23 protein-coding genes and 1 pseudogene are annotated in these 24,148 nt (G+C 58.3%); 11 read left to right on the top strand and 13 right to left on the bottom strand.

Annotation, left to right across the window (positions count from 1 at the left end):
• Nucleotides 1-28: 28 nt before the first annotated feature.
• From K3J57_RS04045 to K3J57_RS04080, 8 genes and pseudogenes are all read left to right on the top strand, one after another.
• Complete coding sequence (locus K3J57_RS04045) at nt 29-1,135, top strand: extracellular solute-binding protein (RefSeq protein ID WP_259786427.1); 1,107 nt, start codon at nt 29-31, stop codon at nt 1,133-1,135.
• Nucleotides 1,136-1,304: 169 nt separating this feature from the next.
• Nucleotides 1,305-2,576, top strand: coding sequence for an ABC transporter permease (locus K3J57_RS04050; RefSeq protein ID WP_259797215.1), 1,272 nt, complete (start codon nt 1,305-1,307; stop codon nt 2,574-2,576).
• A 5-nt stretch (nt 2,577-2,581) separates the two neighbouring features.
• Nucleotides 2,582-3,433, top strand: a pseudogene (locus K3J57_RS04055) (ABC transporter permease); the annotation flags it as partial.
• 321 nt (nt 3,434-3,754) lie between these two features.
• Complete coding sequence (locus tag K3J57_RS04060) at nt 3,755-4,381, top strand: ATP-dependent Clp protease proteolytic subunit (protein ID WP_055189122.1); 627 nt, start codon at nt 3,755-3,757, stop codon at nt 4,379-4,381.
• Nucleotides 4,382-4,540: 159 nt separating this feature from the next.
• Entirely contained in the window at nt 4,541-5,809 is a 1,269-nt protein-coding gene (clpX, locus tag K3J57_RS04065; RefSeq protein WP_259794139.1) for an ATP-dependent Clp protease ATP-binding subunit ClpX, read from the top strand.
• 164 nt (nt 5,810-5,973) lie between these two features.
• Nucleotides 5,974-6,345, top strand: a complete 372-nt coding sequence (locus tag K3J57_RS04070; RefSeq protein WP_173485546.1) for an NADH:ubiquinone oxidoreductase subunit NDUFA12 — start codon at nt 5,974-5,976, stop codon at nt 6,343-6,345.
• A 32-nt stretch (nt 6,346-6,377) separates the two neighbouring features.
• Nucleotides 6,378-6,833 (top strand): outer membrane lipid asymmetry maintenance protein MlaD, encoded by a 456-nt coding sequence (mlaD, locus tag K3J57_RS04075; protein ID WP_173488095.1) that lies wholly within the window; start codon nt 6,378-6,380, stop codon nt 6,831-6,833.
• Nucleotides 6,830-7,189, top strand: coding sequence for a DUF2155 domain-containing protein (locus tag K3J57_RS04080; RefSeq protein ID WP_311196496.1), 360 nt, complete (start codon nt 6,830-6,832; stop codon nt 7,187-7,189). Before mlaD ends, K3J57_RS04080 begins: the two co-directional genes overlap by 4 nt.
• On the opposite strand, the gene aat is transcribed toward K3J57_RS04080, so the two are convergent.
• The 6 genes from aat to K3J57_RS04110 form a co-directional block, all read right to left on the bottom strand.
• On the bottom strand, nt 7,153-7,794 hold the full coding sequence (gene aat, locus K3J57_RS04085) for a leucyl/phenylalanyl-tRNA--protein transferase (protein WP_259794142.1): 642 nt from the start codon (nt 7,792-7,794) through the stop codon (nt 7,153-7,155). The genes K3J57_RS04080 and aat overlap by 37 nt on opposite strands.
• Nucleotides 7,795-7,799: 5 nt before the next feature.
• Nucleotides 7,800-9,152 carry an acetyl-CoA carboxylase biotin carboxylase subunit gene (accC, locus tag K3J57_RS04090; RefSeq protein ID WP_259776925.1) on the bottom strand — a complete coding sequence of 451 codons (1,353 nt, stop codon included), beginning with the start codon at nt 9,150-9,152 and terminating at the stop codon, nt 7,800-7,802.
• 10 nt (nt 9,153-9,162) lie between these two features.
• The gene (gene accB / locus K3J57_RS04095) at nt 9,163-9,660 is read right to left on the bottom strand and encodes an acetyl-CoA carboxylase biotin carboxyl carrier protein (protein ID WP_055189109.1); all 498 of its coding nucleotides are present in this window, start codon (nt 9,658-9,660) and stop codon (nt 9,163-9,165) included.
• Nucleotides 9,661-9,942: 282 nt separating this feature from the next.
• A complete protein-coding gene (locus K3J57_RS04100; RefSeq protein ID WP_259786432.1) occupies nt 9,943-10,518 on the bottom strand; it encodes a hypothetical protein in 576 nt (191 codons plus the stop codon).
• Between the two features lie 160 nt (nt 10,519-10,678).
• The gene (locus K3J57_RS04105) at nt 10,679-11,305 is read right to left on the bottom strand and encodes a TetR family transcriptional regulator C-terminal domain-containing protein (RefSeq protein WP_259776928.1); all 627 of its coding nucleotides are present in this window, start codon (nt 11,303-11,305) and stop codon (nt 10,679-10,681) included.
• A 59-nt stretch (nt 11,306-11,364) separates the two neighbouring features.
• Nucleotides 11,365-11,907, bottom strand: a complete 543-nt coding sequence (locus K3J57_RS04110; protein ID WP_082392538.1) for a helix-turn-helix domain-containing protein — start codon at nt 11,905-11,907, stop codon at nt 11,365-11,367.
• Between the two features lie 106 nt (nt 11,908-12,013).
• On the opposite strand from K3J57_RS04110, the gene K3J57_RS04115 reads away from it, so the two are divergent.
• Entirely contained in the window at nt 12,014-13,171 is a 1,158-nt protein-coding gene (locus K3J57_RS04115; protein WP_259797219.1) for an acetyl-CoA acetyltransferase, read from the top strand.
• Entirely contained in the window at nt 13,168-14,697 is a 1,530-nt protein-coding gene (locus K3J57_RS04120; protein ID WP_259797220.1) for a class I adenylate-forming enzyme family protein, read from the top strand. Before K3J57_RS04115 ends, K3J57_RS04120 begins: the two co-directional genes overlap by 4 nt.
• Nucleotides 14,698-14,767: 70 nt before the next feature.
• On the opposite strand, the gene K3J57_RS04125 is transcribed toward K3J57_RS04120, so the two are convergent.
• The 7 genes from K3J57_RS04125 to K3J57_RS04155 all read right to left on the bottom strand — a co-directional run bounded on the left by K3J57_RS04125 (nt 14,768) and on the right by K3J57_RS04155 (nt 22,552).
• Nucleotides 14,768-15,040, bottom strand: a complete 273-nt coding sequence (locus K3J57_RS04125; RefSeq protein ID WP_259786436.1) for a YMGG-like glycine zipper-containing protein — start codon at nt 15,038-15,040, stop codon at nt 14,768-14,770.
• A 181-nt stretch (nt 15,041-15,221) separates the two neighbouring features.
• Complete coding sequence (gene acs / locus K3J57_RS04130) at nt 15,222-17,168, bottom strand: acetate--CoA ligase (RefSeq protein WP_259786437.1); 1,947 nt, start codon at nt 17,166-17,168, stop codon at nt 15,222-15,224.
• Nucleotides 17,169-17,273: 105 nt separating this feature from the next.
• Nucleotides 17,274-18,059 carry an ABC transporter ATP-binding protein gene (locus K3J57_RS04135; protein ID WP_371732372.1) on the bottom strand — a complete coding sequence of 262 codons (786 nt, stop codon included), beginning with the start codon at nt 18,057-18,059 and terminating at the stop codon, nt 17,274-17,276.
• Between the two features lie 25 nt (nt 18,060-18,084).
• Nucleotides 18,085-18,843, bottom strand: a complete 759-nt coding sequence (locus K3J57_RS04140; protein ID WP_173485556.1) for an ABC transporter ATP-binding protein — start codon at nt 18,841-18,843, stop codon at nt 18,085-18,087.
• 14 nt (nt 18,844-18,857) lie between these two features.
• Complete coding sequence (locus tag K3J57_RS04145; RefSeq protein ID WP_259797222.1) at nt 18,858-20,063, bottom strand: branched-chain amino acid ABC transporter permease; 1,206 nt, start codon at nt 20,061-20,063, stop codon at nt 18,858-18,860.
• A gap of 3 nt (nt 20,064-20,066) precedes the next feature.
• On the bottom strand, nt 20,067-21,098 hold the full coding sequence (locus K3J57_RS04150) for a branched-chain amino acid ABC transporter permease (RefSeq protein ID WP_173485558.1): 1,032 nt from the start codon (nt 21,096-21,098) through the stop codon (nt 20,067-20,069).
• Between the two features lie 110 nt (nt 21,099-21,208).
• Nucleotides 21,209-22,552, bottom strand: a complete 1,344-nt coding sequence (locus K3J57_RS04155; protein ID WP_173485630.1) for a substrate-binding protein — start codon at nt 22,550-22,552, stop codon at nt 21,209-21,211.
• Between the two features lie 221 nt (nt 22,553-22,773).
• Between K3J57_RS04155 and K3J57_RS04160 the strand changes: the two genes are divergently transcribed.
• Nucleotides 22,774-24,090: a helix-turn-helix domain-containing protein gene (locus tag K3J57_RS04160; protein ID WP_259794151.1), complete on the top strand. Its 1,317-nt coding sequence runs from the start codon at nt 22,774-22,776 to the stop codon at nt 24,088-24,090.
• Nucleotides 24,091-24,148 lie beyond the last annotated feature (58 nt).

Here is a 24,148-nt window from a genome sequence, read left to right on the forward strand (position 1 = left end):
ATTACGGGAATGTAACAGGGAGAAAAATATGAAAGTAGCTAAGTTTCTTGCGGCCTCGACGGCACTGACCGTTGCCGCTGGCGTTGCAAATGCCGAAGAAATGTCAAACGAGCTGACCCTCGTGTCCTGGGGCGGTGCCTATCAGACCAGCCAGCAAAAAGCCTATGTAGAGCCCTATCTGGCTGCAAACCCCGGTGTGACCGTGACCTGGGATTCCAGCTCGGCAGAAGCCGTGGCCAAACTGCGTGCCATGAATGAAGCCGGCAACGTGACTTGGGATCTGGTGGATGCCGTGGCCTCGGACTCGATGCGCCTGTGTGACGAAGGTCTGGCGGAAGAGCTGAACCATGACGAAATGCTGGCCGCTGCCCCCGATGGCACCCCGGCATCCGAAGATATGGATCCGCTGATCGTATCTGATTGCTTTGTTCCGCAGATCGTTTACTCGACCACGTTCGGTTATCGCACCGATATGGTGGGGGACACCCCGCCGACTGATGTCTGCGCGATCTTCGACACGGCCACCTATCCGGGTAAGCGTTCGCTGCAAAAACGCCCGATCGACAACATGGAATGGGCTCTTTATTGCGACGGCGTTGCCAAGGATGAGATCTATGACGTGCTGGGCACCGACGAAGGTGTAGACCGTGCGTTCAAGAAGCTCGACAGCATTAAGTCGGACGTTGTCTGGTGGACTGCTGGTGCAGAAACCCCGCAGCTGCTGGCTGACGGCGAAGTGGTGTTCGGCTCGACCTTCAACGGTCGCCTGTTCTCGGCCATTGCCGAGCAGAACCAGCCGATTGGTATGCTCTGGGACATGCAGTCGTTTGACCTTGATGGTTGGGTGCTGCCCGCCAACCTGCCGGCAGATCGCCGTGCCCGTGCGCTGGACTTCCTGAAGTTCGCCACTGACACCCAGCGTCTGGCAGACCAGGCCGCCTACATCTCCTACGGTCCGTCGCGTAAGTCGTCGGCTCCGCTGGTGGGTAAACACGCGGAACTGGGCATCGACATGGCGCCGCACATGCCGACCGATCCTGCCAACTCTGGCAACATTCACGTCTATGACTACGAATGGTGGGCAGACAACCGCGACGATCTGAACGCGAAATTTGAAGCCTGGCTGGCCAAGTAATTCCAGCTTTCGAAGGGGGCTGCGCCGCAGTATGCGGTCCCCTTCATCCCGCGGTCCGAATTCCAGATGCCAATTGGCGCCGCGTGATTTTCTTTATTTTCCAGACCTTTCGTTAGTCACTTTCGACATGCTGCAACAAAACAAAAAGGCGTAAGCCGACAGGGATGATATGAGCGATATGACAGATACCGGCCCGGTTCTGGCCGCAGACGGGACCCCACTCAAGCGCAGCTTGGCGCGTGCGCTCAGGCGGCAGAAAATGCGCGCCCTGATGCTGATCGCTCCTCTGCTGATCTTTATTCTGGTCAGTTTCATTCTGCCTGTAGGCGATATGCTCTATCGCTCGGTCAAAAACGACATCGTGTCCGACACCTTGCCGCGTACGGTTGTGGCCATCCAGGACTGGGATGCAAATTCAGGCGAGTTGCCAGGTGAAGCGGTCTATGCCGCGATGGCGGCGGATCTGAAAGACGCAGCCGAGGCGAAGACCCACACAAAGGTCGGCACACGTCTGAACTATGAAAACCCTGGTATCGCGTCGGCCTTCCGCAAGGCGGGCCGCAAGGCCAAGAAATTTGATATCGAAAATGGCGGTCCGTGGAAAGAAGAACTGATCGGTCTGAACAAGGCATGGGCAGACCCCGAGGTCTGGCGCACCATTCAGACCTATTCGCCGCGTATCACGCAGGGCTATTTCCTGAATGCCGTTGACATGCGGGTCGGGCCAGATGGGGCCGAAGCGCGTCCCGAAGACGAACAGATCTATATGAATCTGCTGGGGCGCACCCTTTGGATGTCTTTACTGATCACGTTCAGCTGCATCATGCTGGCCTATCCGGTGGCCTGGATCCTGGCCAATCTGCCGATGCGGATCTCAAACCTTCTGATGATCCTGGTGCTGCTGCCGTTCTGGACTTCGCTTCTGGTGCGGACCTCGGCCTGGAAAATCCTGCTGCAGCAACAGGGGGTGATCAACGACCTATTGGTTTGGGTCGGGTTTATCGCAGATGACAGTCGTCTGGTCATCATCAACAACCAGACCGGGACCATCATTGCGATGACCCATATTCTGCTGCCCTTCATGATCCTGCCGATGTATTCGGTGATGCAGACCATTCCGCCCAGCTATCTGCGGGCCGCCAAATCTCTGGGGGCCACGGATTGGACCGCGTTCTGGAGGGTTTATTTCCCGCAGACGGTGCCGGGTATCGGCGCGGGCTCGATCCTCGTCTTCATCCTCGCGATCGGTTACTACATCACGCCGGCGCTGGTTGGTGGCACCAAGGGCACCTTCATTTCGAACCAGATTGCCTACCACATCTCGACCTCGCTCAATTGGGGTCTGGCGGCGGCACTGGGTGCTATTCTCCTCGCGGTCGTGCTGGTCCTTTATTGGGCCTATGACAAGATCGTGGGCATCGACAACGTGAAACTGGGATAAACACTATGGGACTTCCTCCTTATGCCTCCACCGGCCAACGGATCTGGTACTATACGTTCCGGTTCATCTGCGGTCTGATCTTCTTTTTCCTTATCGCACCGATTGTGGTGGTGATCCCGCTGAGCTTCAACGCACAGGATTTCTTCACCTTCACACCGGAAATGCTGCGCCTGGATCCTGATGGCTATTCGCTGAAACACTACCGCGATTTCTTCTCGAATGCGGATTGGCAATCGTCGCTGTGGAACTCGGTGCGGATTGCACCGGTGGCAACGCTTCTGTCGGTGGGCTTCGGGACGCTGGCGGCAATCGGCCTCAGCCAGCCGCATGTGCCATACCGACGCGCGATCATGGCGATCCTGATTTCACCGATGATCGTGCCCCTGATCATCTCGGCTGCGGGGATGTATTTCTTCTATTCCCGTCTGGGCCTGCAAGGGTCTTACTGGGGTGTGGTGCTGGCCCATGCCGCGCTGGGGATCCCGTTTGTGATCATTACGGTGACCGCAACGCTGGTGGGCTTTGACCGCTCTTTGACACGGGCTGCGGCGAATATGGGCGCCGATCCGGTGACCACGTTCTTCCGGGTGCAGATGCCGCTCATTCTGCCCGGCGTGATTTCCGGCGCCCTCTTTGCCTTTATCACCTCGTTTGACGAAGTGGTTGTGGTGCTGTTTGTCGGCTCTGCCGGTCAGAAAACCCTGCCCTGGCAGATGTTCCTGGGCCTGCGCGAGCAGATCTCTCCGACCATTCTGGCGGTGGCCACCATCCTCGTGGTGATCTCGATTGCCCTGCTGACCACCGTGGAACTGCTGCGTCGCCGGTCTGAGCGCCTGCGTGGTTTGTCACCCGGTTAATCCGGGGGCATAAATCCCAAAAGAAAACGGCGTCCCAAACCGGGGCGCCGTTTTTTGTTTAAGGTGTTTCCAGTCATCTCTTGGGGGCAATAATAACTCAAAACGCTCTTGGGGAAATCAAGGTCGTGTGGGTGGGATGGAAAGGAATTGTTAACGCTTTTGCGCGATGCCTGACAGGATGGCTCGTTTTGCACCCCAGCCCGATCTCGTTTTCCGGTGCCCCGCGCCCCGCAGCCCCTTGCGGCCCCCGGTGTGCCCCACTAATCTCTGATGAGGTCGGCCCAGGACGGGCCAATACACGCGACTATGAAAGCAGGCAGAATGCACGACCCTATTGATCTTTACAACAATACCCTTGTCCCCATGGTGGTTGAGCAAACCTCGCGCGGGGAACGGGCTTATGATATTTTCTCGCGCCTTCTGAAAGAACGCATCGTGTTCGTGAACGGGCCGATTCATGATGGCATGTCGAGCCTGATCGTGGCACAGCTTCTCCATCTCGAAGCGGAAAACCCGAAAAAAGAAATCTCGATGTATATCAACTCGCCCGGCGGCGTGGTGACCTCTGGCCTGTCGATCTATGACACGATGCAGTATATCAAGCCGAAAGTGTCGACCCTGGTGATTGGTCAGGCCGCGTCGATGGGGTCGGTCCTGTCGGTGGCCGGCGAAAAGGGGATGCGGTTTTCCTTGCCGCATTCGCGCATCATGGTGCACCAGCCCTCGGGCGGATATCAGGGGCAGGCGACCGATATCATGATCCATGCGGCCGAGACCCAGAAGGTCAAGGACACCCTGCACCAGATCTATGTAAAACACACGGGCAACTCGCTGAAAAACGTGGAAAAAGCGCTGGAGCGCGACAACTTCATGTCGCCGCAGGAGGCCAAGGATTGGGGACATATCGACGAGATTGTCGAGAACCGCCCCAAGACAGATGACGAGTAACTTGAGGTGAGGCAGCCCATTTGCTGCCTGTGATGAAAAAGGCCATGTGGAAAATCGCATTGTGCCCAACCGGCCCCTGTCCTAAGCTAAAGGCGCAGGGGCCGTTTCAGGCCCGAACGGGCATTTCATGTTTCGGGCGCAGGCCCTAGGGAAGACAAGATGGCGAATAATTCCTCCGGTGACAGCAAAAACACCCTCTATTGTTCTTTCTGCGGAAAGAGCCAGCACGAGGTGCGTAAGCTGATTGCTGGTCCCACCGTATTTATCTGTGATGAATGCGTCGAACTTTGCATGGACATTATTCGTGAGGAAACCAAATCCTCTGGCCTCAAGGCCGCGGATGGGGTTCCGACACCGCAGGAAATCTGCGGGGTTCTGGACGATTACGTGATCGGTCAGGCCCATGCAAAACGCGTGCTCGCCGTGGCGGTGCACAACCATTACAAACGTCTGAACCATGCGGCGAAATCCGGTGAGGATATCGAGCTGGCCAAGTCGAACATCCTTCTGATTGGCCCAACGGGCTGTGGTAAAACCCTTCTGGCCCAGACGCTTGCCCGTATTCTGGACGTGCCCTTCACCATGGCGGATGCGACGACACTGACGGAAGCCGGTTATGTGGGCGAGGATGTGGAAAACATCATCCTCAAGCTGCTTCAGGCCTCGGAATACAATGTCGAACGCGCGCAGCGCGGTATTGTCTATATTGATGAGGTCGACAAGATCACCCGTAAATCCGACAATCCGTCAATTACCCGCGATGTGTCGGGCGAGGGGGTGCAGCAGGCGCTTCTGAAAATCATGGAAGGCACGGTTGCCTCCGTGCCGCCGCAAGGTGGGCGCAAACATCCGCAGCAGGAATTCCTGCAGGTCGACACGACCAATATTCTTTTCATTTGCGGCGGCGCATTTGCCGGCCTCGACCGGATCATTGCCCAGCGTGGCAAAGGGTCTGCCATCGGCTTTGGTGCCGAAGTGAAGGGGGATGATGCCCGCGGCGTGGGTGAGATTTTCAAGGAGCTGGAACCGGAAGATCTTCTGAAATTTGGGCTGATTCCCGAATTTGTTGGGCGTCTGCCGGTGATTGCAACGCTGGAAGATCTGGATGCAGACGCGCTGGTCACGATCCTGACCGCGCCGAAAAACGCCCTGGTGAAACAGTATCAACGCCTGTTTGAACTGGAAGAGGCGCAGCTGACCTTTACCGAAGATGCGCTCACCGCCATCGCCAAACGCGCGATTGAGCGCAAGACCGGTGCGCGGGGCCTGCGGTCGATCATGGAAGACATCCTGCTCGATACAATGTTTGACCTGCCGGCTTTGGAAAACGTGGATGAAGTTGTGGTCAATGAAGAGGCCGTCACCTCGGATGCGTCCCCGCTGATCATCTACGCAAAAGGGGAACAGGAAGGCGCCTCTGCCAGCTGACAAGCCCCTGAGAGCTACTAAGAAAGCCACCCTTCGCAGGGTGGCTTTTGCGTTGCAGGGATCAGGTGAGGGGAAAACAGCGCAGAGCCAGTCAAATCAAAGCAAAGCACTGGACCTTTGCACGTCTTTGCGCCATATGAGGTTGAGAGAAAGCGGAGATTGACATGCGGCTACTGTCCCTTCTGACCTGGTATCACGGCGAAACCATCGGCACCTGGCTCTTTACCCGGCGCAAAGGCGTCAAGGTGGGTGAAGATGAGCAGGGGAATGTGTTTTACCGCAACAAGGATGACAGCCGCCGCTGGGTGATCTTCAAAGGGGAACCTGAGGCAAGCCGCGTAAGCCCGGATTGGCACGGCTGGCTGCACCACACCTTTGACAACTGCCCGTCCGAGGCACCGCTTGAGCATAAAGGCTGGGAAAAACCCCATCAGGACAACCTGACCGGCTCGCCGGCCGCCTATGCACCGGCTGGATCGCTGCGTCAGGCGCAACCGGCTGAGCGTCGCGATTATGAGGCCTGGCAGCCGGAATAACCCGCGCTATCGCAGACAGAAACGGGGGCGAGATGAGCCAATCCCACACCACCGAAGTTATCACCGGCGGCGTCGTTCTGGCAGCCGCCGTGGCCTTTCTGGTCTATGCGGGGCAAATTGTCGGGATTTCCGGTAGCAGCCATCTGGACAGTTATTCCGCATCTTTCCGATCCGCTGACGGGATTTCGATTGGCACGGATGTGCGCCTTGCTGGTGTGAAAGTGGGGCAGATCACCGGTATTTCGCTGAACCCGGAAACTTTCCGGGCCGAAGCGGCGTTTTCCGTGCAATCTGATGTGGCGCTTCCCGAAGACACGGCTGTCATCATTTCGTCTGAAGGCCTGCTGGGGGGCTCCTATGTGGAACTTCTGCCGGGGGGCTCTCCGTTCAATCTTGAGCCAGGTGCGGAGATTGAAGATACGCAGGGATCGGTCAGCCTGGTCCAGCTTTTGATGAAATTCGTCTCCGATGGTGGAGGGGAGAAGTGATTTTTCGTGCGGTTGTCAGTGCAATTGCCCTGCTTGCTCCGCTGGCGGCAACAGCCCAGACGGCAAAGGCACCCGGCGCCATGCTGCGCGGTCTGGATAAGATTTCTGGCAGCTACGAGGACTTTTCACTGACCGCTGGTGAAACAGTTCTGCTTGGCAAATTGCAGATCACCTTGGGGGAATGCCGGTATCCAACCGACAACCCGTCAGGTGATGCTTTCGCCTGGTTGGTTGTGCGGGATGGAAACTCAGAGAAAACCGCCTTTGAGGGCTGGATGATTTCCTCAAGCCCCGGGCTGAACGGCCTGGATCATCCGCGCTATGATGTCTGGGTGCTGCGCTGCACCACCGAATAAGCGTCCGGTAATGGGCGGGACGTCAGGCTGGCCCTGCTTCCAAGGGCTTTCGACAAACGCTCATGATAGTCGGCACGCGGGATTTCGATCGCGCCGAGGCTGGCCAGATGTGGCGTCAGGAACTGCGTATCAAAGAGCTTAAATCCGCAATCTTCCAGATGCCTCGTCAGATAGGCGAGGGCAATTTTTGACGCGTCCCGGCGGCGCGAAAACATGCTTTCACCAAAAAAGGCGGCCCCCAGAGTGACGCCATACACGCCCCCCGCCAGCGTATGGCCATCCCAGAGTTCAAGGGAATGGGCATGTCCCATCTGATGCAAGTCACAATAAAGCGCAAAAATCTCGTCGTTGATCCAGGTTTCATCGCGGTCTGCACAGCCCTTCACGACGCCCGCGAAATCCCGGTTCAGGGTCACGGTCATTGGTGATTTTTGGATGGTACGGCGGAGGGATCGCGAAAGGTGAAAACCGCCGTTCGGAAAGATACCGCGCTCTCTCGGGTCGACCCAGAAAATCTCTGGGTCGTCCCGGCTTTCTGCCATTGGAAACACGCCCATTGCGTAGGCGCGCAACAATAATTCAGCGGTGAGGGGGGGAGGGGCCAAAGCCCTTACCCCATGTTTTCGTCAAGCCAGCGTTCAAGCCAGTGAATGTTGTATTCCCCGGAATGAATGTCGGCCTCTTCCAGCAGGGCGTGGAACAGCGGCACGGTTGTGTCGATGCCGTCAATCACCAGCTCTCCCAAGGCGCGATGCAGGCGCGACAGAGCTTCGGTCCGGTCGCGGCCATGGACGATCAGCTTGCCAATCAGCGAGTCGTAATAGGGCGGGATCGAGTAGCCATCATAAAGCGCCGAATCCATGCGCACCCCAAGGCCACCCGGAGCGTGATATTGGGTGATCTTGCCGGGGCTGGGGGTGAAGTTGGGCAGACGTTCCGCATTCAGGCGCACCTCGATGGCGTGCCCGTTTACCTCAAGCTCGTCCTGTCCGAAGGAGAGTTTCATCCCTTCGGCAACGCGGATCTGTTCACGCACAAGGTCAACGCCGAAAATAGCCTCGGTAACAGGGTGTTCCACCTGCAGGCGGGTGTTCATTTCGATGAAATAAAACTCGCCATCTTCATAGAGGAACTCGATTGTGCCGGCGCCGGAATAGCCCATCTCGGCAATGGCATTGGCGCAGATCGACCCGATACGAGCGCGTTCTTCCGGGGTGATGCAGGGGCCGGGGGCCTCCTCGAACACTTTCTGGTGACGTCGCTGCAACGAGCAGTCACGTTCAGCCAGATGCACCCCACCGCCTTGGCCGTCGCCAAAGACCTGCACCTCGATGTGACGCGGTTTCTGGAGGTATTTCTCCATGTAAACCTCGTCATTGCCAAAGGCGCTTTTGGCCTCTGAGCGCGCGGTCGAGAAGGCCATTTCGATATCGGCTTCGGTTTCGGCCACTTTCATGCCACGACCGCCGCCGCCAGCAGTGGCCTTGATGATCACCGGATACCCCATATCCGCCGCAACTTTGCGGGCGGTTTCGATATCAGGCACGCCACCGTCTGAACCAGGAACCACCGGGATACCCAGTTTGATCGCCGTGTCCTTGGCGGTGATTTTGTCGCCCATCATGCGGATATGTTTGGCCGAGGGGCCAATAAAGGTGATCTCGTGATCTTCCAGACATTGCACGAAATTGGCGTTTTCCGACAGGAAACCATAGCCCGGATGCACAGCCTGTGCGCCGGTGATTTCACAGGCCGCGATAATGGCCGGGATCGAGAGATAGCTGTCGGTGCCCGGCGGTGGACCAATGCAGACGCTCTCATCGGCCATCCGCACATGCATGGCGTCGACGTCAGCCGTGGAATGCACGGCGACGGTCTTGATGCCCATTTCGCGGGCCGCACGGATCACGCGAAGCGCGATCTCGCCGCGGTTGGCGATCAGGATTTTGTCGAATTGGGCCATGATCCGCCCCTTATTCAATGATCATGAGGGGCGCGCCGAATTCTACCGGAGCGCCGTCCTCGACCAGGATCCGTTTCACTTTGCCCGCACGCGGGGCAGGGATCTGGTTCATGGTTTTCATGGCTTCGACGATCAGCACGGTCTGGCCTTCCGACACGGTGTCGCCAACGCTGACAAAGGAAGGGGCACCCGGTTCGGGTTGCAGATATGCGGTGCCGACCATGGGCGAAGGAACCGCGCCGGGATGGTTTGCGGGATCGTCCGAAACGGCCGGTGCCTCGGTTGCGGCGGGAGCCGCGGCAGGGGCTGCAGCTGCAGGAGCAGGCGCGGCCGCGACAGCAGGCGCCATCTGGGTGATCACTTCTTTGGCGCGGCTGACGCGCACATTCAGGCTGTCGTTTTCGCCGTAATCGCGCATGACTTCCAGCTCCGTCAGGTCGTTTTCCTGAAGCAGCTTGGCCAGAGCTTCGATAAAGGCCACATCGGTTTCGTGGTTTTTCTTGGACATGGGTCCTCGCCTTATTTCCGTGCCCGCGTTGGGGCGGGTCATCACTATCTGCCTACATATAGAGCGTGACGTAGGGGGAGAAAAGCGCGAACCCCACCAAAATTGAATTTTGGCGGGGTCGTTGCGTGTGAAACGGGCTGATTAAGGCGTTTCGGGGCGCACTTAAAACATATGTTTATTCCGAAACTCGCACGACTTGGACATCCTTTGCGGCGTTTCGACTTTTCCCGGCCTCAGGTGAAAGTCGAAATTCTTTCGCGGGTTTCTTAATCGAGAGATGCCTCAAACCGGCATGCCGTCATTTGTCGCCGGGGCTCTGGTCAGCGTGGCGGCCTGCTGCGAGGTCTGGGCTGGCAGCTGTTCTGGCTCAACCACGGGAATGGAGCGCGCCGTGGCCGATCTGTTGGTCTCAGGGGCGTTCAATTGTTGGGATTGAGAGGACGGAACATCCCTTGCCTCGTTGAGTGCTCTGTTTTGAAGTTCCGAGGACGTCTGAGCCGTATCCTGAGAAACATCAGGGCGCACCCCGTCCGCATCGCGTTCTTTTGAACGGGCCATTTCGAGGCGTGCAAGGATATTGTGCAGATCCTGTTCCACCTCAAGCAAAGTGATCTGAAAGGTCGGCGGTGGACCTGTGGGTGTCTTTGGGTCTTCCAGCCGTTCCTGATGCGCCAGCCTTTGGCGCGCGTCCTGGGCCAGATCTGAGCGACCCTCACCATTGGCGGTGTTGGAGTCCATACGTGTTCCATCGCTGGCCGGGCTGGGATCAACCTGAGCGACGGCTGGCGGTTCGCGCACCGGCGCATGTGCTGCGAGCGTGGCTTGCGCACTGATCGGTGATGGTGCCGAAATATCCATTTTCTGCTCCGTTTCTCACGAAGCCCCCACTTGCTAAAAGATTAGAGATGGATGTCTTGCTCAAAAGTTAACTCCCCGGAGGAATCTGAACTTCTGGTTAACAAGCGTTATCGTAAAGCGTTTCAACACCAACTGGAAACGATTTGGATAAGCGGGAAGTTCACCGCCCCGCCTTGGGTGGGGTTAGGGCTGCGCGATACATCTGTTCCAGAAAACGGGCGGCATCTTCGAAGTGGGTGTCGCCTTGGGGTGCAAGGATTCCACGGACCTGCACATCGAAATCCGCATAATGCTGTGTCGTTGCCCAGATTGAAAAAATCAGGTGATGCGGATCAAGATCCGTCAATTGACCCTGTTTGCACCACAGGGCGATCAACTTGGCCTTTTCATCCACAAGATGACGCACAGGTCCCTGAATTTGCGTAAGGATTCTGGGGGCGCCCTGAATAATCTCATTTGCAAACAGACGGCTTTCGCGCGGCAGGGCGCGGGCAATTTCAAGCTTGCGCAGCACATAGGCGATCAGTTCCTCAACCGGGTCCCCCTCCGGATCCAGCGCCTCCAACGGTTCTTGCCAGTTTTCAAGCAATTGAGACAGAAGCGCGCCATGCACCGCTTCTTTTGACGGAAAATAGTAAAGCAAGTTGGGTTTTGACAGCCCGGCCGCCTTGGCGATCTGGTCCAGCGTGGCGCCACGAAACCCATGTGCGGAAAACACATCCAGCGCGGCATCGAGAATGGCTGCGCGGTTGCGTTTCTGGATGCGGGTTTGCGGGGGCTGTGTCACCAGTCACTCTCCTTCTGGCTGGAAACAGCCTTGGCAATAGGGGTAAAAATTACGCGATTTTATAAGGGCATACCAGAGAATTTCGCGACAAGTTCGGGCAATTTCCGAGCGCCGAACTTTTGTAAAAGCCGGGCGCGATGGGCCTCGACGGTGCGATAGCTGAGGTCGAGGGCGAGCCCGATTTCCTTGGATGTTTTGCCCTGACAGGTCAGGATGGCCACCTCTCGCTCTCGGGCGGTCAATTCGACGACGGGTCGTTCGGCGGAAAGGTCGGCAAAGCTCCACACCCCCTGTTTGAAGGGGTCCTCAGGGGTCAGGGAGGTGCCACGCACCCGGCACCAGAACAAAGCGCCATTCAGGCGCCGCATGACGCGCTCATCTTCATAGCGCCCGGTTTCGCGCAGGATGTTTCCCCCAACGCGTGCGACCTTTTCATAGTCCTTGAGCGAGGGATAAAGCCGTTCCAGAGGCATCTCTGAAAAATCATCGACAGCGGCGCCAAACATCTCCGCAAAGCGCAGGTTGCACCGGCGAACGATGCGGTTTTCGGTCAGCGCCAGCCCGGTTGGCGCATGCATGAAAGCGATGTCCATTTGCGTCATTTCGCCATCCTGCCAGAGGTTTGCGGGTATTTCTACCTGATTGCGCCACCTTGCCCCGGAACGTGATACTCTTTGTCGTGAACAGGCCAAATGACAGGAGTGGAGCATGGTGCAAATTGTGGGTTGGGGCCATACCAAATTTGGCAAACTAGCGGATTTTGATCTTGAAGCATTGATCATCAGCGCAGGGCGTGAAGCGTTGGACCATGCGGGCGTGGCGCCCGGGGATGTTGACGGCATCTGGCTTGGGCATTTCAACGGGGGCATGGTGGGGGATGGGTTTCCGGCGTCATTGGCGCTTGGTATCCATGATGATCTGCGTTTCACCCCCGCGACGCGGCTTGAAAATGCCTGTGCGTCCGGGGCGGCTGCGATCTTTGCCGCGCGCGATGCGATTGAAAGCGGGCGCACCAAGATTGCCCTGGTGATCGGCGCGGAAAAGATGACCCACTTGCCCACGTCTGAGGTGGCGCGCGGTTTGGGGCATGCGGCCTATCAGGCCGAAGAGACGGGAATGAGCTTTCCGCAGGTCTTTGCCGGATTTGCGCGGGCCTATTTCGACAAATACGGTGATCAGTCCGATGCGCTTGCGCAGATTGCTGTGAAGAATCATGCCAATGCAATGCGCAACCCACTGGCGCAGCTTCACAAGGAACTTTCCTATGAGTTCTGCGCCGAGGTGAGCGACAAGAACCCGATGGTGGCGGACCCGTTAAAGGTCACCGATTGTTCGCTGGTCTCCGACGGGGCGGCGGCGCTGGTGATGGTGTCGGATGATGTGGCCCGGTCCATGCCGCGCGCGGTGCGTTTTGCGGCCAGCCAGCAGGTGAATGATTTCCTGCCAATGTCGCGCCGGGATCTGACCGCGTTTGAAGGGCCGAAGCGGGCCATTCTGGCGGCGCTCACCGAGGCGGGCATGGGGCTTGCTAACCTGCATCTGGCCGAGGTGCATGATTGTTTCACCATTGCCGAGCTGATGATCTACGAAGCGATGGGACTTGCCGAGCCGGGGCAGGGGGCTCAGGCCCTTCAGGATGGGATCGTGCAGCGCGGCGGGGCGCTCCCGGTCAACCTGTCTGGTGGGCTGAAGGCCAAAGGGCATCCGGTAGGTGCCACCGGTGTGTCGATGCATGTTCTGATGGCGCGTCAGGTCACAGGTGCGGCAGCGGGGATGCAGGTCGCCGGGGCCGAGCGGGGGCTGGTCTTCAATATGGGCGGCTCGGGTGTTGCCTCCTATGCGTCTATCCTGGAGGGAGTGCGATGAACCTTTCGCTGTGGTTGGAACGGATTGCGAAAGTTCAGGGGCATCGACCGGCAATTTTCCAGGGCAAGACGCAGGTATTTGATTATGCAGGGTTCTATCGTGCGTCCCTTGGTCTGGCTGCGGGGCTGCAGGCGCGGGGAATAGCGCCGGGGGACCGTGTGGCCTTGTTCATGAAAAACTGCCCGGAATACTTGCTTGGGTTCTATGGGGCATGGGCGGCTGGTGCGGGGGTTGTGCCAATCAACGCCAAGCTGCACCCGAAAGAAGTGGCCTATATACTGGACAATTCCGGCGCCAGTCTGGTGCTGGTCACCCCCGAATTGGGGGCGGAATTACAGGGCGAAACAGACCTGCCAATATTGGATGTCACCAGCGCCGAGTTTGCCCAGATCTCTGCGACGGATCCTGTTCCGATTGTGCCACGTGCTGATCGGGACCTGGCCTGGCTCTTTTACACTTCGGGCACCACCGGACAGCCCAAGGGTGTGTTCATCACCCATGGCATGATCCGCGCAACATCCCTGTCCTATCTGCTTGATTGCGACGAGGTGCACCCGGAGGATGCGGCTTTCTACATGGCTCCGATGAGCCACGGGGCCGGGATCTATGCCCCGATCCACGTGGCGAAAGGCGCACGTCACATCACCCCCGCATCCGGCGGGTTTGATGAATTGGAGCTGCTGGAGGCTGCCGAAACTCAGGGACCATTGTCGATGTTCATGGCACCAACCATGGTGCGCCGCCTGACCGATGTCGCCAAAAGGGCTGGGCGGCGTGGCGCGGGGATCAAGACCATCGTCTACGGTGGTGGCCCGATGTATGTGGCCGATATCGCTGAGGCGGTGGACTGGTTTGGTCCGGTCTTTGCGCAGATCTATGGGCAGGGGGAATGCCCGATGGCGATCACGGCATTGCGCAAGGAAGAAGTGGCGGATCGCAGCCATCCGCGCTGGCGGGAGCGGCTGGCGTCGGTGGGGCGTGCGCAAAGCGTGGTTGAGGTGATGGTCGGGGACGACACTGGGGCCCCTCTTCCCCCCGGTGAGGTGGGAGAGATCATGGTGCGGGGCACCCCGGTGATGCCGGGCTATTGGCAGAACCCGGAGGCTACGGAAAAGACCCTTGTGAACGGATGGCTGATGACTGGCGATATGGGGTTTTTGGATCAGGATGGATACCTGACCATGCGGGATCGTTCAAAGGACGTGATTATTTCCGGTGGCACCAACATCTATCCGCGCGAGGTGGAAGAGGCGCTTTTGACCCACCCTTCGGTGCATGAAGTCTCCGTGGTGGGGAGAGCGAATGCGGAATGGGGTGAGGATGTGGTTGCCTTTGTGGTCGCAGCCCCCGGTGAACATCTGGACGAGGCGGCGCTGGATGCCCATTGCCTGGCGCAGATCGCCCGCTTCAAGCGACCGAAAGCCTATTTCCAACTCTCGGAATTACCAAAAAACAACTATGGCAAGGTGCTGAAAACCGTGTTGCGTCAGCGACTGGAGGCCGGTGGTATATCCGGTGACAGCTGAAGCGTAGTCTGGCTGAGGGCTGGCTCAGCGTGGATGGTGGAGGCCCTGTGACCAAGGCCTCCGATCCTGTTCAGCACGCGCCGGTGTAATACCCGCCCCTGCCATCCGCATAGGCGCATTGGTTCTTTTCGGCATTCTTGGCAATCAGGTTGCCTGCAACGGCCCCTGCCACTGTGCCGACCACTTTCCAATTGGAGTTGGCCCCCAGAAGATCGGCGAGTGCCAGGCCTGCGACGGCCCCTGATCCGGTGGCAATGACGCGTTGCTGGTCATCGGGAAGACGCTGACACCCGGCCAGGCCAAGGCCCGCGGACAGGGTCAGGATGATAATGGACTTATACATTTTTTGCCCTCACAAATTGTTGATACCCCACCATTTCCCCTCCCTGAGCTTGGCGCAATTCCCGTTTTCAAAAGCCGGGAAACACGCGGAAAAATGCGCAAAAAAGAGCGCCGATGCATAAGCACCGGCGCTGAGAGATGAGGGTCCCAAATGTCAGGAAGGACCCTCTCGGGGAGTGAGGTTACGCGTCCTTGCGATTGCTTATCAGCTCTTCCACAACGGACGGGTCGGCAAGCGTTGAGGTGTCCCCCAGCGCGCCGTGATCGTTTTCGGCAATCTTGCGCAGGATGCGGCGCATGATCTTGCCGGACCGGGTCTTTGGCAGGCCGGGGGCCCACTGTATGTGATCCGGGCTTGCAATCGGGCCGATCTCTTGTCGGACCCAATTGCGCAATTCGGTTTTCAACGCGTCGCTATAGACTTCTCCATCCATCAAGGTGACGTAACAATAGATGCCTTGTCCCTTGATATCATGAGGAAACCCAACCACGGCGGCCTCAGACACCTTGGCATGAGCCACCAGTGCGCTTTCCACTTCGGCAGTGCCCATCCGGTGGCCCGACACGTTGATCACGTCATCCACACGACCGGTGATCCAGTAATACCCATCCGCATCACGACGGCAGCCGTCGCCGGTAAAGTAATAGCCCTTGTAATCGGCAAAATAGGTGGCCACGAAACGGTCGTGATCACCGTAAACGGTGCGCATCTGACCGGGCCAGCTGTCTTTCATGCACAGCACACCTTCGGCTTCGGTTTCGTGAATTTCCTCACCTGTTTGCGGGTCGAGGATCACGGGCTGCACTCCGAAAAACGGCGTGGTGGCCGATCCGGGTTTGGTGGCGGTCGCACCGGGCAGGGGGGTGAGCAGATGACCGCCTGTCTCCGTCTGCCACCAGGTGTCGACAATGGGGCAGCGGCCTTTGCCCACCACCTCGTTATACCAGTTCCAGGCCTCGGGGTTGATTGGTTCGCCGACAGTGCCCAGCACTTTCAGATCGCTGAGGTCATATTTCTCAACGAACTCATTACCACGCGCCATCAGCGCGCGGATTGCGGTGGGGGCGGTGTAGAACTGGTTGACCTTGTGTTTTTCGCAAACGGCCCAGAACCGCCCCGCATCCGGGTAGGTGGGCACACCTTCGAACATCAGCGTCGTGGCGCCGTTCGCAAGCGGCCCGTAGACGATGTAACTGTGCCCCGTGACCCAGCCCACATCCGCCGTACACCAGTAGATGTCGCCGTCATGGTAATCGAACACATATTCATGGGTCATCGCCGCCCATAGGAGATAGCCGCCGGAGCTGTGCAGCACGCCCTTGGGTTTTCCGGTGGAGCCCGACGTGTAGAGGATAAACAGCGGGTCTTCCGCATTCATCGGTTCCGCCGGGCAGTTGGTGCTGGCATCGGCCATCTTCGCCGCATAGCTGACGTCGCGGCCTTCGACCATTTTCACGTCGCCGCCGGTGCGTTCGACCACCAGAACCGGGGTGTTGCCAAGGGTGCCGTGTTCAAGGGCTGCATCCACGTTGGATTTCAACGGCGTGTTGCGCCCTCCGCGCGGGGCCTCGTCCGCCGTGACCACCAGGGATGCGCCGCAATCCTCGACGCGCGAGGCGAGCGCCTCCGGGGAAAACCCGGCAAAGACAATCGAATGTATGGCACCGATGCGAGCGCAGGCCAGCATCGCATAGGCCGCTTCGGGGATCATCGGAAGGTAAAGCACCACGCGGTCGCCTTTGCCCACGCCGAGGTCTTTGTAGACATTGGCCAGTTTGCAGACGTTCTCATGCAACTCTCGATAGGTGATGTGCTTGTCCACATTGGGATCATCGGATTCCCAGATGATTGCGGTCTGATCTGCCCGCTCGGTCAGGTGCCGGTCGATGCAATTTGCGGCGACGTTCAACGCGCCATCTTCAAACCATTTGATCGACACATCCGGATGGGCATAGGTCACATTTTTCATGACCGTCGGAGCCGTGGCCCAATCCAGCCGCGTGACATGATCGCGCCAGAACGCATCGCTGTCGTTTACGCTGGCGGCATACATCTTTTGGTATTTGTCGGCATTGATAAGGGCGTTGGCCGCAAATTCGGCGGAGGGGGGATAGGTTGTGTCAGTCATTGCGGATCTCTTCCTGTCGTCATGAGCGTGTGGTTCTGTCAGGGGATACCAGCAGGCATCCCCTGTCCAGCGCGAACTCGACGAATTGACAGGCCGTATCCGACATCAGATCGCGAGGTATTCATTGCGCAGGGCTTCGTTTTCCAGCACTTCGTCGGCGCTTCCGTCATAGACCACACTGCCCGTATCCAGGATCACCGCGCGGTCAGCAAGCTGCAGCGCACGCACGGCGTTTTGTTCGACGATCACCGTGGTGATGCCCTGTTCCTTGATGATATTAAGCGTCTTTTCGATCTCGTCCACGATCACCGGGGCCAGACCTTCATAAGGTTCGTCCAGCAACAAGACCTTGATATCCCGCACCAAAGCGCGGGCGATGGCGAGCATTTGCTGTTCGCCACCTGACAGGGTGGTGCCTTCTTGCTTGCGGCGTTCCTTCAGGCGGGGAAACAGGTCATAGACCCGATCCAGCGACCAGCCCAGCGGCGGGGCAATCTGTGCCAGTTGCAGGTTCTCCTCGACCGTCAGACCCTGGATGATCGAGCGGTCTTCGGGCACCAGCGCCATGCCCAGCTGCGCGGCCTCATAGCTTTTGCGGTCGTGCAGATGCTGATGATCGAGCCAGATCTCACCATGGGTCAGCATCGGTTCATCCATCCGTGCGATGGCGCGCAGGGTTGAGGTCTTGCCCGCCCCGTTGCGCCCAAGAAGGGCGAGGATTTCACCTTCATGCACATTAAAACTGATGCCCTGCACGATATAGCTTTCGCCATAATAGGCGTGCAGATCCCAGACCGAGAAATAAGCAGGCGCGGTGGCGGCGTGGTTGCGGTTTTTCGAGAAATCCTTGCGTTTCACCTTGGGTTGTTCGCTCAGCAAGGTCTCATTCATCGACGAGTCAGCCATGTTTCGCTCCTTATTGCTGTGTCTCACCCAGATAGGCTTCGCGCACTTTCGGGTTGTCTCTGATATTTTCCGGCGTGTCCTCGACCAGCGGCGTGCCCTGGGCCAGAACGGTGATGCGATCGGCGAGCGAGAACACCACATGCATGTCATGTTCGATGATCGCCATGGTGATGTCGCGCTTTTCCTTGATCTCTTTCAAAAGGTCGATCGTGTTGTTGGTGTCCGCGCGCGCCATGCCGGCGGTGGGTTCGTCCAGCAGCAGGAGCTTGGGGTCCTGCACCAGGCACATCGCCATTTCGAGCCGCCGCTTGTCACCACGTGACATCGAGGATGCCTGCATATGGCGCTTGTCGATCATATTGACGTCAATGAGCATCTGCTCGGCTTTTTCGATCAGCGCCTTCTCATCCTTGATGCCTTCGAAGGCATGCAGGCGAAACGCCCCGTCCCGTTTGGCAAAGCAGGGGATCAGCATGTTCTCCATCACGTCCAGATCCCCAAAGATTTCCGGGGTCTGGAACACGCGGCTGACCCCCATCTGGGTGATTTCATGGGGGGTGCGCCCCAACAGGGACTGCCCGTCGAACATCACGCTGCCCGTGTCCGGGATCAGCTTGCCGACGAAGCAATTGAGCAGCGTTGATTTGCCTGCCCCATTGGGGCCGATGATCGCATGGACCGTCTGTTCCTGCACACTCAGGTTCACGTCGCCGAGCGCCTGAAGGCCGCCGAACCGTTTGCCTACACCTTTGACTTCAAGAATTCCCATCTGTCAGGCTCCTTTTATTCGGCCACATGGGGCGCATGTTTCGGGTGATGTTCCGGGTCGTCCTGATCTCCATCCCCACCTTTCTTGAACAGGGATTTCAGGCGCTGTCCCCCTTCGACAAGTCCGCCAGGCAGGAAGATCACAACCAGCATGAACAGAACCCCCGAGGTCATATGCCAACCAGAGCCGACAAAATGTTCCGCCACGTAGATCACAAAGCTTTCCAGCCCATCGGGCAGCCAGCCAAACCACTCGTGCAGCACCTGCTCGTTGATCTTGGAAAAGATGTTCTCCATGTATTTGATCACACCTGCACCCAGAACCGGACCCATCATGGTGCCAACGCCGCCGAGGATGGTCATCAAAACCACTTCGCCCGAGGCCGTCCACTGCATCCGTTCAGCACCCGCCAGCGGGTCCATCGAGGCCATCAGACCGCCAGCAAGCCCCGCATACATGCCCGAAATCACAAAGGCAGCCAGCGTATAGGGACGGGCATTGAGGCCGGTATAGTTCAGGCGCTGCTGGTTCGATTTGATTGCGCGCAGCATCAGGCCAAACGGCGAGCGGAAGATGCGCAGCGAGATGTAAAAGGCGATGATCGCAATCACGGCACAGAAATAGTAGCCATTGTTGAAGGTGAACACCCAATCTCCCACATTGATCTTTGACGATTGGTTCATCACGATGCCAAACAGATGCGGGCTGGTCGGGTCAGTCGCCGCCTGCAGGATCTGCGGATCATCAGTGTAAACCTGAAGGCCGGTCTCGCCGTTGGTGATCGGCGTCAGCACCGAATAGGCCAGGTTGAACGACATTTGCGCAAAGGCCAGCGTCAGGATCGAGAAATAGATGCCTGAGCGGCGCAGGCTGACATAGCCGATCAGGAGAGCAAACAGCCCCGACATGATAACCGCCAGCGGCAGGCCCCAGATCACGTTGTAATCCAAGAGCTTATACATCCAGACCACCGAGTAGGAGCCGATGCCCAGAAAGGCCGCGTGACCGAAGGAGAGATAGCCGGTCAGGCCAAAGAGGATGTTAAAACCGATGGCAAAGATGCCAAAGATTGCAAAGCGCTGCATCAGGTCCGGGTAGCCCGCGTTGAACTGCGCCAGCGCGGACCCTTCCGGGAAGGGTTGCAGCAGGATCGGGGTTGCCAGTGTCAGGAAGATGACAATCAGCAGGAATTTGGTGTCGCGTTTATCAAGTCCAAGCATGTATCAGTCCTCCATCACGCCTTTGCGGCCCATCAGACCCCGCGGGCGGGTGAGCAGAATAAGAATGGCAACCAGGTAGATGATGATCTGGTCAATGCCGGGGATCAGATCTTTGATCCAGTTCATCGAGGCAAAGCTTTCAAGGATGCCCAGCAGGAAGCCAGCCGCAATGGCGCCACGCAGGCTGCCCATGCCACCGACAACCACAACGACGAAACTCAGAACCAGAAAATCCATGCCCATGTGGTAATTGGGCGAGTTGATGGGCGCATACATCACCCCGGCCAGGCCCGCGACGGCGGCGGCAATGCCGAACATGATGGTGAAACGCCGGTCAATATTGATGCCCAGAAGGCCCACGGTCTGACGATCAGCCATGCCTGCCCGCACCACCATTCCGAAAGTGGTGAAGTTGAGGAAGGCAAAGACCGCAGAAATCACGATGGCTGAGAACAGGAAATAGACCAGGCGCCAATAGGGGTAGATGATCACATTGGGATCAAACCCCAACATCACGCCAAAATCGAACGATCCCTTGAAAGCGTCAGGCGCAGAAGTGGGGATCGGGTTGGCGCCGTAGTAATGCTTGATGATCTCCTGCATGACAATCGCCAGACCAAAGGTCACAAGGATCTGATCCGCATGGGGGCGTTTGTAGAAATGCTTGATCAGACCGCGCTCCATCGCCCAGCCGACAAACAGCATGATCGGCACTGAGAAAAGGATCGCCAACGGCACCGACCAGTCGATGATCGATGCCCCCATCTCTGGTCCGAACCAGCTTTCCACATAGGGGGTTTTCACCTTCAGCGGATTGCCAAGAAAGTCCTTCCTGGTCGGGTCCAATGTCTCAAAGCTGAGGCTGAAGATGCGTTGCAGGGTCACGGCACAGAAGGCGCCGATCATGAACAATGCCCCATGGGCAAAATTCACGACCCCCAATGTGCCGAAGATGAGTGTGAGCCCAAGTGCGATCATCGCATAGGCCGAGCCCTTGTCGAGCCCGTTCAGGATCTGAAGAAGAATGCCGTCCATTTTCCCCACCGAATAGGTATGTGTGACGAGCCCGGTTGCGTGATCGCCCCGGCCCCAAGGCCCCGCGCATTCGGGAATGCGCGGGGTGGATTGTGAGTGGTTACAGGGTGTTAGCCTGCGTTGCAGGTGCCCAGATTGCCGCCTGCAAACATCGGATGCTCCGGGTCATACGTGACCTGGGCCGCCGGGGTGACTTCCACAACTTCCAAAAGGTCGAACTCGGAGGTCGGGTTGTCTTTCCCTTTCACAACCAGCACGTCCTTGAAGCACTGGTGATCGTCGGCGCGGTAAATGGTTTTGCCATTGCCCAGCCCGTCAAACTCGAACCCTTCCAGAGCTTCGCCTACACCACATGGGTTGAAGGTGCCGGCGCGCTCACAGGCGTCAGCATAAAGCAGGGTCTGGCAGTAAACCGTGTGGGCGGCCTGGGACGGCGGGAAGCCATATTTGGTGCCGAAGGATTTTACGAAAGCCTGCGATCCTTCGTCGGTCAGTGACCAGTGCCAGTTGGTCGAGCCAAGGATCCCCTTGATGTTCTCACCCGCACCGCGCGCCATCAGACGCGAGAACAGCGGCACGACAATTTCGAAATTCTTGCCGTTCACCTGCTTCTCACGCAGACCAAACTGCACCGCATTGGTCAGCGAATTCACCATGTTGCCGCCGTAGTGGTTCAGGACCAGCACGTCTGCATCGGTTTGCAGAACCGGGGTGATGTAGGACGAGAAGTCGGTGGCTGACAGCGGGGTCTTCACCGCGTTCACGGTCTCCCAGCCCAGGGCTTCGGTCGCAGCGGTGATCGACGCTTCCTGCGTCCAGCCCCAGGTGTAGTCGGCGGTCAGGTGATAGGCCTTGCGATCCGCGCCATAGCGGGCTGCCAGCACCGGGGCCAGCGCGGCACCCGACATGTAGGCGTTGAAGAAGTGACGGAAACCGTTGGCCTTCTTGTCCTTGCCGGTGGTGTCGTTCGAGTGGGTCAGCCCGGCCATGAAGATCACGCCTGCTTCCTGGCACAGCCCCTGAACGGCGATGGCCACGCCCGAGGACGAGCCGCCGGTGATCATCACCGCGCCGTCCTTTTCGATCATCGACTTGGCCGAGGCGCGTGCCGCGTCCGATTTTGTCTGGGTGTCGCCGGTCACGAACTCGACTTTCTTGCCCAGAATACCGTTGCCCTTCAGCGCCTTCGAGCTGAAGGTGTTCAGCATACCACCGTCACCTTCGCCGTTCAGATGCTCAACCGCCAGCTGATAGGCGCGCAGTTCGTCTGCACCCTCGTCCGCATAGGGGCCGGTCTGCGGCACGTTGAAGCCCAGGGTCACGGTGCCGCCAGTGGGTTCGTTGGTATAGGCGGCGGCCGACGAGGCCGTGAAAATCGTCGGCAGCGCAACGCCAGCACCGGCAACGGCGCTGGTCTTCAGCAGGCCGCGACGTGTGAAATTCGAATTGGACATGTAATCCTCCCGTTTGGTCATTTTGGGCCTGTGCCTCCTCCGCACGCGCCCGTGTTCCTTATTTACAGAACGTGTTCAGTTTAAGGGTGGATCTGAAAACCAATCAACAAGTGCTTTTTAAATAAGGATTTATTTGTTAAGCTCTGAACTGTGCAGTTGCGAAATATGTAAAAACATTTTCCCGCATATGCAGAAAGTGGTTCATAATACTAGGAAAACCCATGCCGCAATCCCGCCTGACCGGCAGCCGTATCCGCGAAAGACGTCTATATCTGGGGCAAAAGCAGGCGGCCTTGGCACGCGAGGTCGGAATTTCCGCCGCTTATCTCAATCTGATCGAACACAATCGGCGCAGAATCGGCGGCAAGCTTCTGAACAATCTGGCACGCGCGCTTGCTGTTGATCCGGTGCAGCTGACTGAGGGGGCCGAGGACGCATTGGTCGGCCGTCTGAAGGACGCGGCGGTGCGCCTGCCGCAGGCCGCGGCGGAGCTTGACAAGGTCGAGGATCTGGCCGGGCGCTTTCCGGGCTGGACCGCGTTGATTTCCGCCCAGCACCGCCGGATCGAGGCGCTTGAGCATACCGCCGAGGCACTGACCGACCGTTTGACCCATGACCCGCAACTTGCCGCCAGCCTGCATGAAGTCATTTCAACCGTTACGGCCATTCGGTCCACCGCGTCGATCCTGTCCGACAACGTGGATATCGACCCGGAATGGCAATCTCGTTTCCTGCGCAACATGCGAGAGGAAAGCCGCCGTCTGTCGGCCTCGGCGCAGGGATTGGTGGATTACCTTGATGCCGGGGCAGATCAAGAGACCACGCCCCTGGTTCCGCAGGAAGAGATGACGGCCTTTTTCGCAGCGCACCAGTGGGTGTTTGCGTCGCTGGAAGGGGAGCAGGCGGATCTGGGGCCGCAGATTGCAACGCTGATTGAAACATCAGAACATCTTCAAAGCGATGAAGCGCGATTGCTGACCCGGAGCTGGCTCGAACGCTATGTCGAGGATGCGCAGCTGGTCCCGATGGCACGGTTCACGGAGCAATGGGAGCGGTCCGCGGGGGATATTTCTGCTCTTGCCGCACATTTTGCCCAGCCGATCGACCGGATCCTGCGTCGTGTCGCGGCCTTGCCCAAAGCGGAAGACGGTGCGCAAAGCTCTGGATTGCTGATTTGTGATGGGGCAGGGGCGATCACTTTTCGAAAGCCGGTCAGTGGGTTTGCCCTGCCGCGATTTGGCGCCGGATGCCCGCTCTGGCCGCTTTATCATGCATTGTCGCGACCGGGAGAGCCGGTTTCAGCCCTGCTGGACATGGGGGGACGGAATGCGCGCCGCTTCAGGTGCCTTGCAATCTCTCAGCCTGTTGGTGTGCCGCAGTTTGATGTGCCACCACGTAACGAGGTCACGATGTTGATTTTGCCCGAGGATGATGTCGCACCACCTGCCGAGAACCCAATTCTTGCTGGGTCCTCCTGTCGGGTCTGCGCCCGCGAAGGCTGTGCGTCGCGCCGCGAACCGTCGATCCTGTCTGGTTGAGTGCTTTGGGGCAGGAAATCCACTGCCATACCCGCCCGAACAGAACATCCGTTTTGAC

Origin of the sequence: Aliiroseovarius crassostreae, from assembly GCF_025137635.1 — a bacterium.
Lineage (GTDB): Bacteria > Pseudomonadota > Alphaproteobacteria > Rhodobacterales > Rhodobacteraceae > Aliiroseovarius > Aliiroseovarius crassostreae.

Coding starts and splice junctions, on each gene's coding strand:
- accB (WP_055189109.1), bottom strand. CDS start 9,660: ATGTCCAAGAAAAACCACGAAACCGATGTGGCCTTTATCGAAGCTCTG.
- K3J57_RS04070 (WP_173485546.1), top strand. CDS start 5,974: ATGCGGCTACTGTCCCTTCTGACCTGGTATCACGGCGAAACCATCGGC.
- K3J57_RS04120 (WP_259797220.1), top strand. CDS start 13,168: ATGAACCTTTCGCTGTGGTTGGAACGGATTGCGAAAGTTCAGGGGCAT.
- K3J57_RS04050 (WP_259797215.1), top strand. CDS start 1,305: ATGAGCGATATGACAGATACCGGCCCGGTTCTGGCCGCAGACGGGACC.
- accC (WP_259776925.1), bottom strand. CDS start 9,152: ATGGCCCAATTCGACAAAATCCTGATCGCCAACCGCGGCGAGATCGCG.
- K3J57_RS04160 (WP_259794151.1), top strand. CDS start 22,774: ATGCCGCAATCCCGCCTGACCGGCAGCCGTATCCGCGAAAGACGTCTA.
- clpX (WP_259794139.1), top strand. CDS start 4,541: ATGGCGAATAATTCCTCCGGTGACAGCAAAAACACCCTCTATTGTTCT.
- K3J57_RS04140 (WP_173485556.1), bottom strand. CDS start 18,843: ATGGGAATTCTTGAAGTCAAAGGTGTAGGCAAACGGTTCGGCGGCCTT.
- K3J57_RS04150 (WP_173485558.1), bottom strand. CDS start 21,098: ATGGACGGCATTCTTCTTCAGATCCTGAACGGGCTCGACAAGGGCTCG.
- mlaD (WP_173488095.1), top strand. CDS start 6,378: ATGAGCCAATCCCACACCACCGAAGTTATCACCGGCGGCGTCGTTCTG.
- K3J57_RS04125 (WP_259786436.1), bottom strand. CDS start 15,040: ATGTATAAGTCCATTATCATCCTGACCCTGTCCGCGGGCCTTGGCCTG.
- K3J57_RS04155 (WP_173485630.1), bottom strand. CDS start 22,552: ATGTCCAATTCGAATTTCACACGTCGCGGCCTGCTGAAGACCAGCGCC.
- K3J57_RS04045 (WP_259786427.1), top strand. CDS start 29: ATGAAAGTAGCTAAGTTTCTTGCGGCCTCGACGGCACTGACCGTTGCC.
- K3J57_RS04145 (WP_259797222.1), bottom strand. CDS start 20,063: ATGCTTGGACTTGATAAACGCGACACCAAATTCCTGCTGATTGTCATC.
- K3J57_RS04110 (WP_082392538.1), bottom strand. CDS start 11,907: ATGACGCAAATGGACATCGCTTTCATGCATGCGCCAACCGGGCTGGCG.
- K3J57_RS04060 (WP_055189122.1), top strand. CDS start 3,755: ATGCACGACCCTATTGATCTTTACAACAATACCCTTGTCCCCATGGTG.
- K3J57_RS04115 (WP_259797219.1), top strand. CDS start 12,014: ATGGTGCAAATTGTGGGTTGGGGCCATACCAAATTTGGCAAACTAGCG.
- K3J57_RS04135 (WP_371732372.1), bottom strand. CDS start 18,059: ATGAATGAGACCTTGCTGAGCGAACAACCCAAGGTGAAACGCAAGGAT.
- acs (WP_259786437.1), bottom strand. CDS start 17,168: ATGACTGACACAACCTATCCCCCCTCCGCCGAATTTGCGGCCAACGCC.
- K3J57_RS04100 (WP_259786432.1), bottom strand. CDS start 10,518: ATGGATATTTCGGCACCATCACCGATCAGTGCGCAAGCCACGCTCGCA.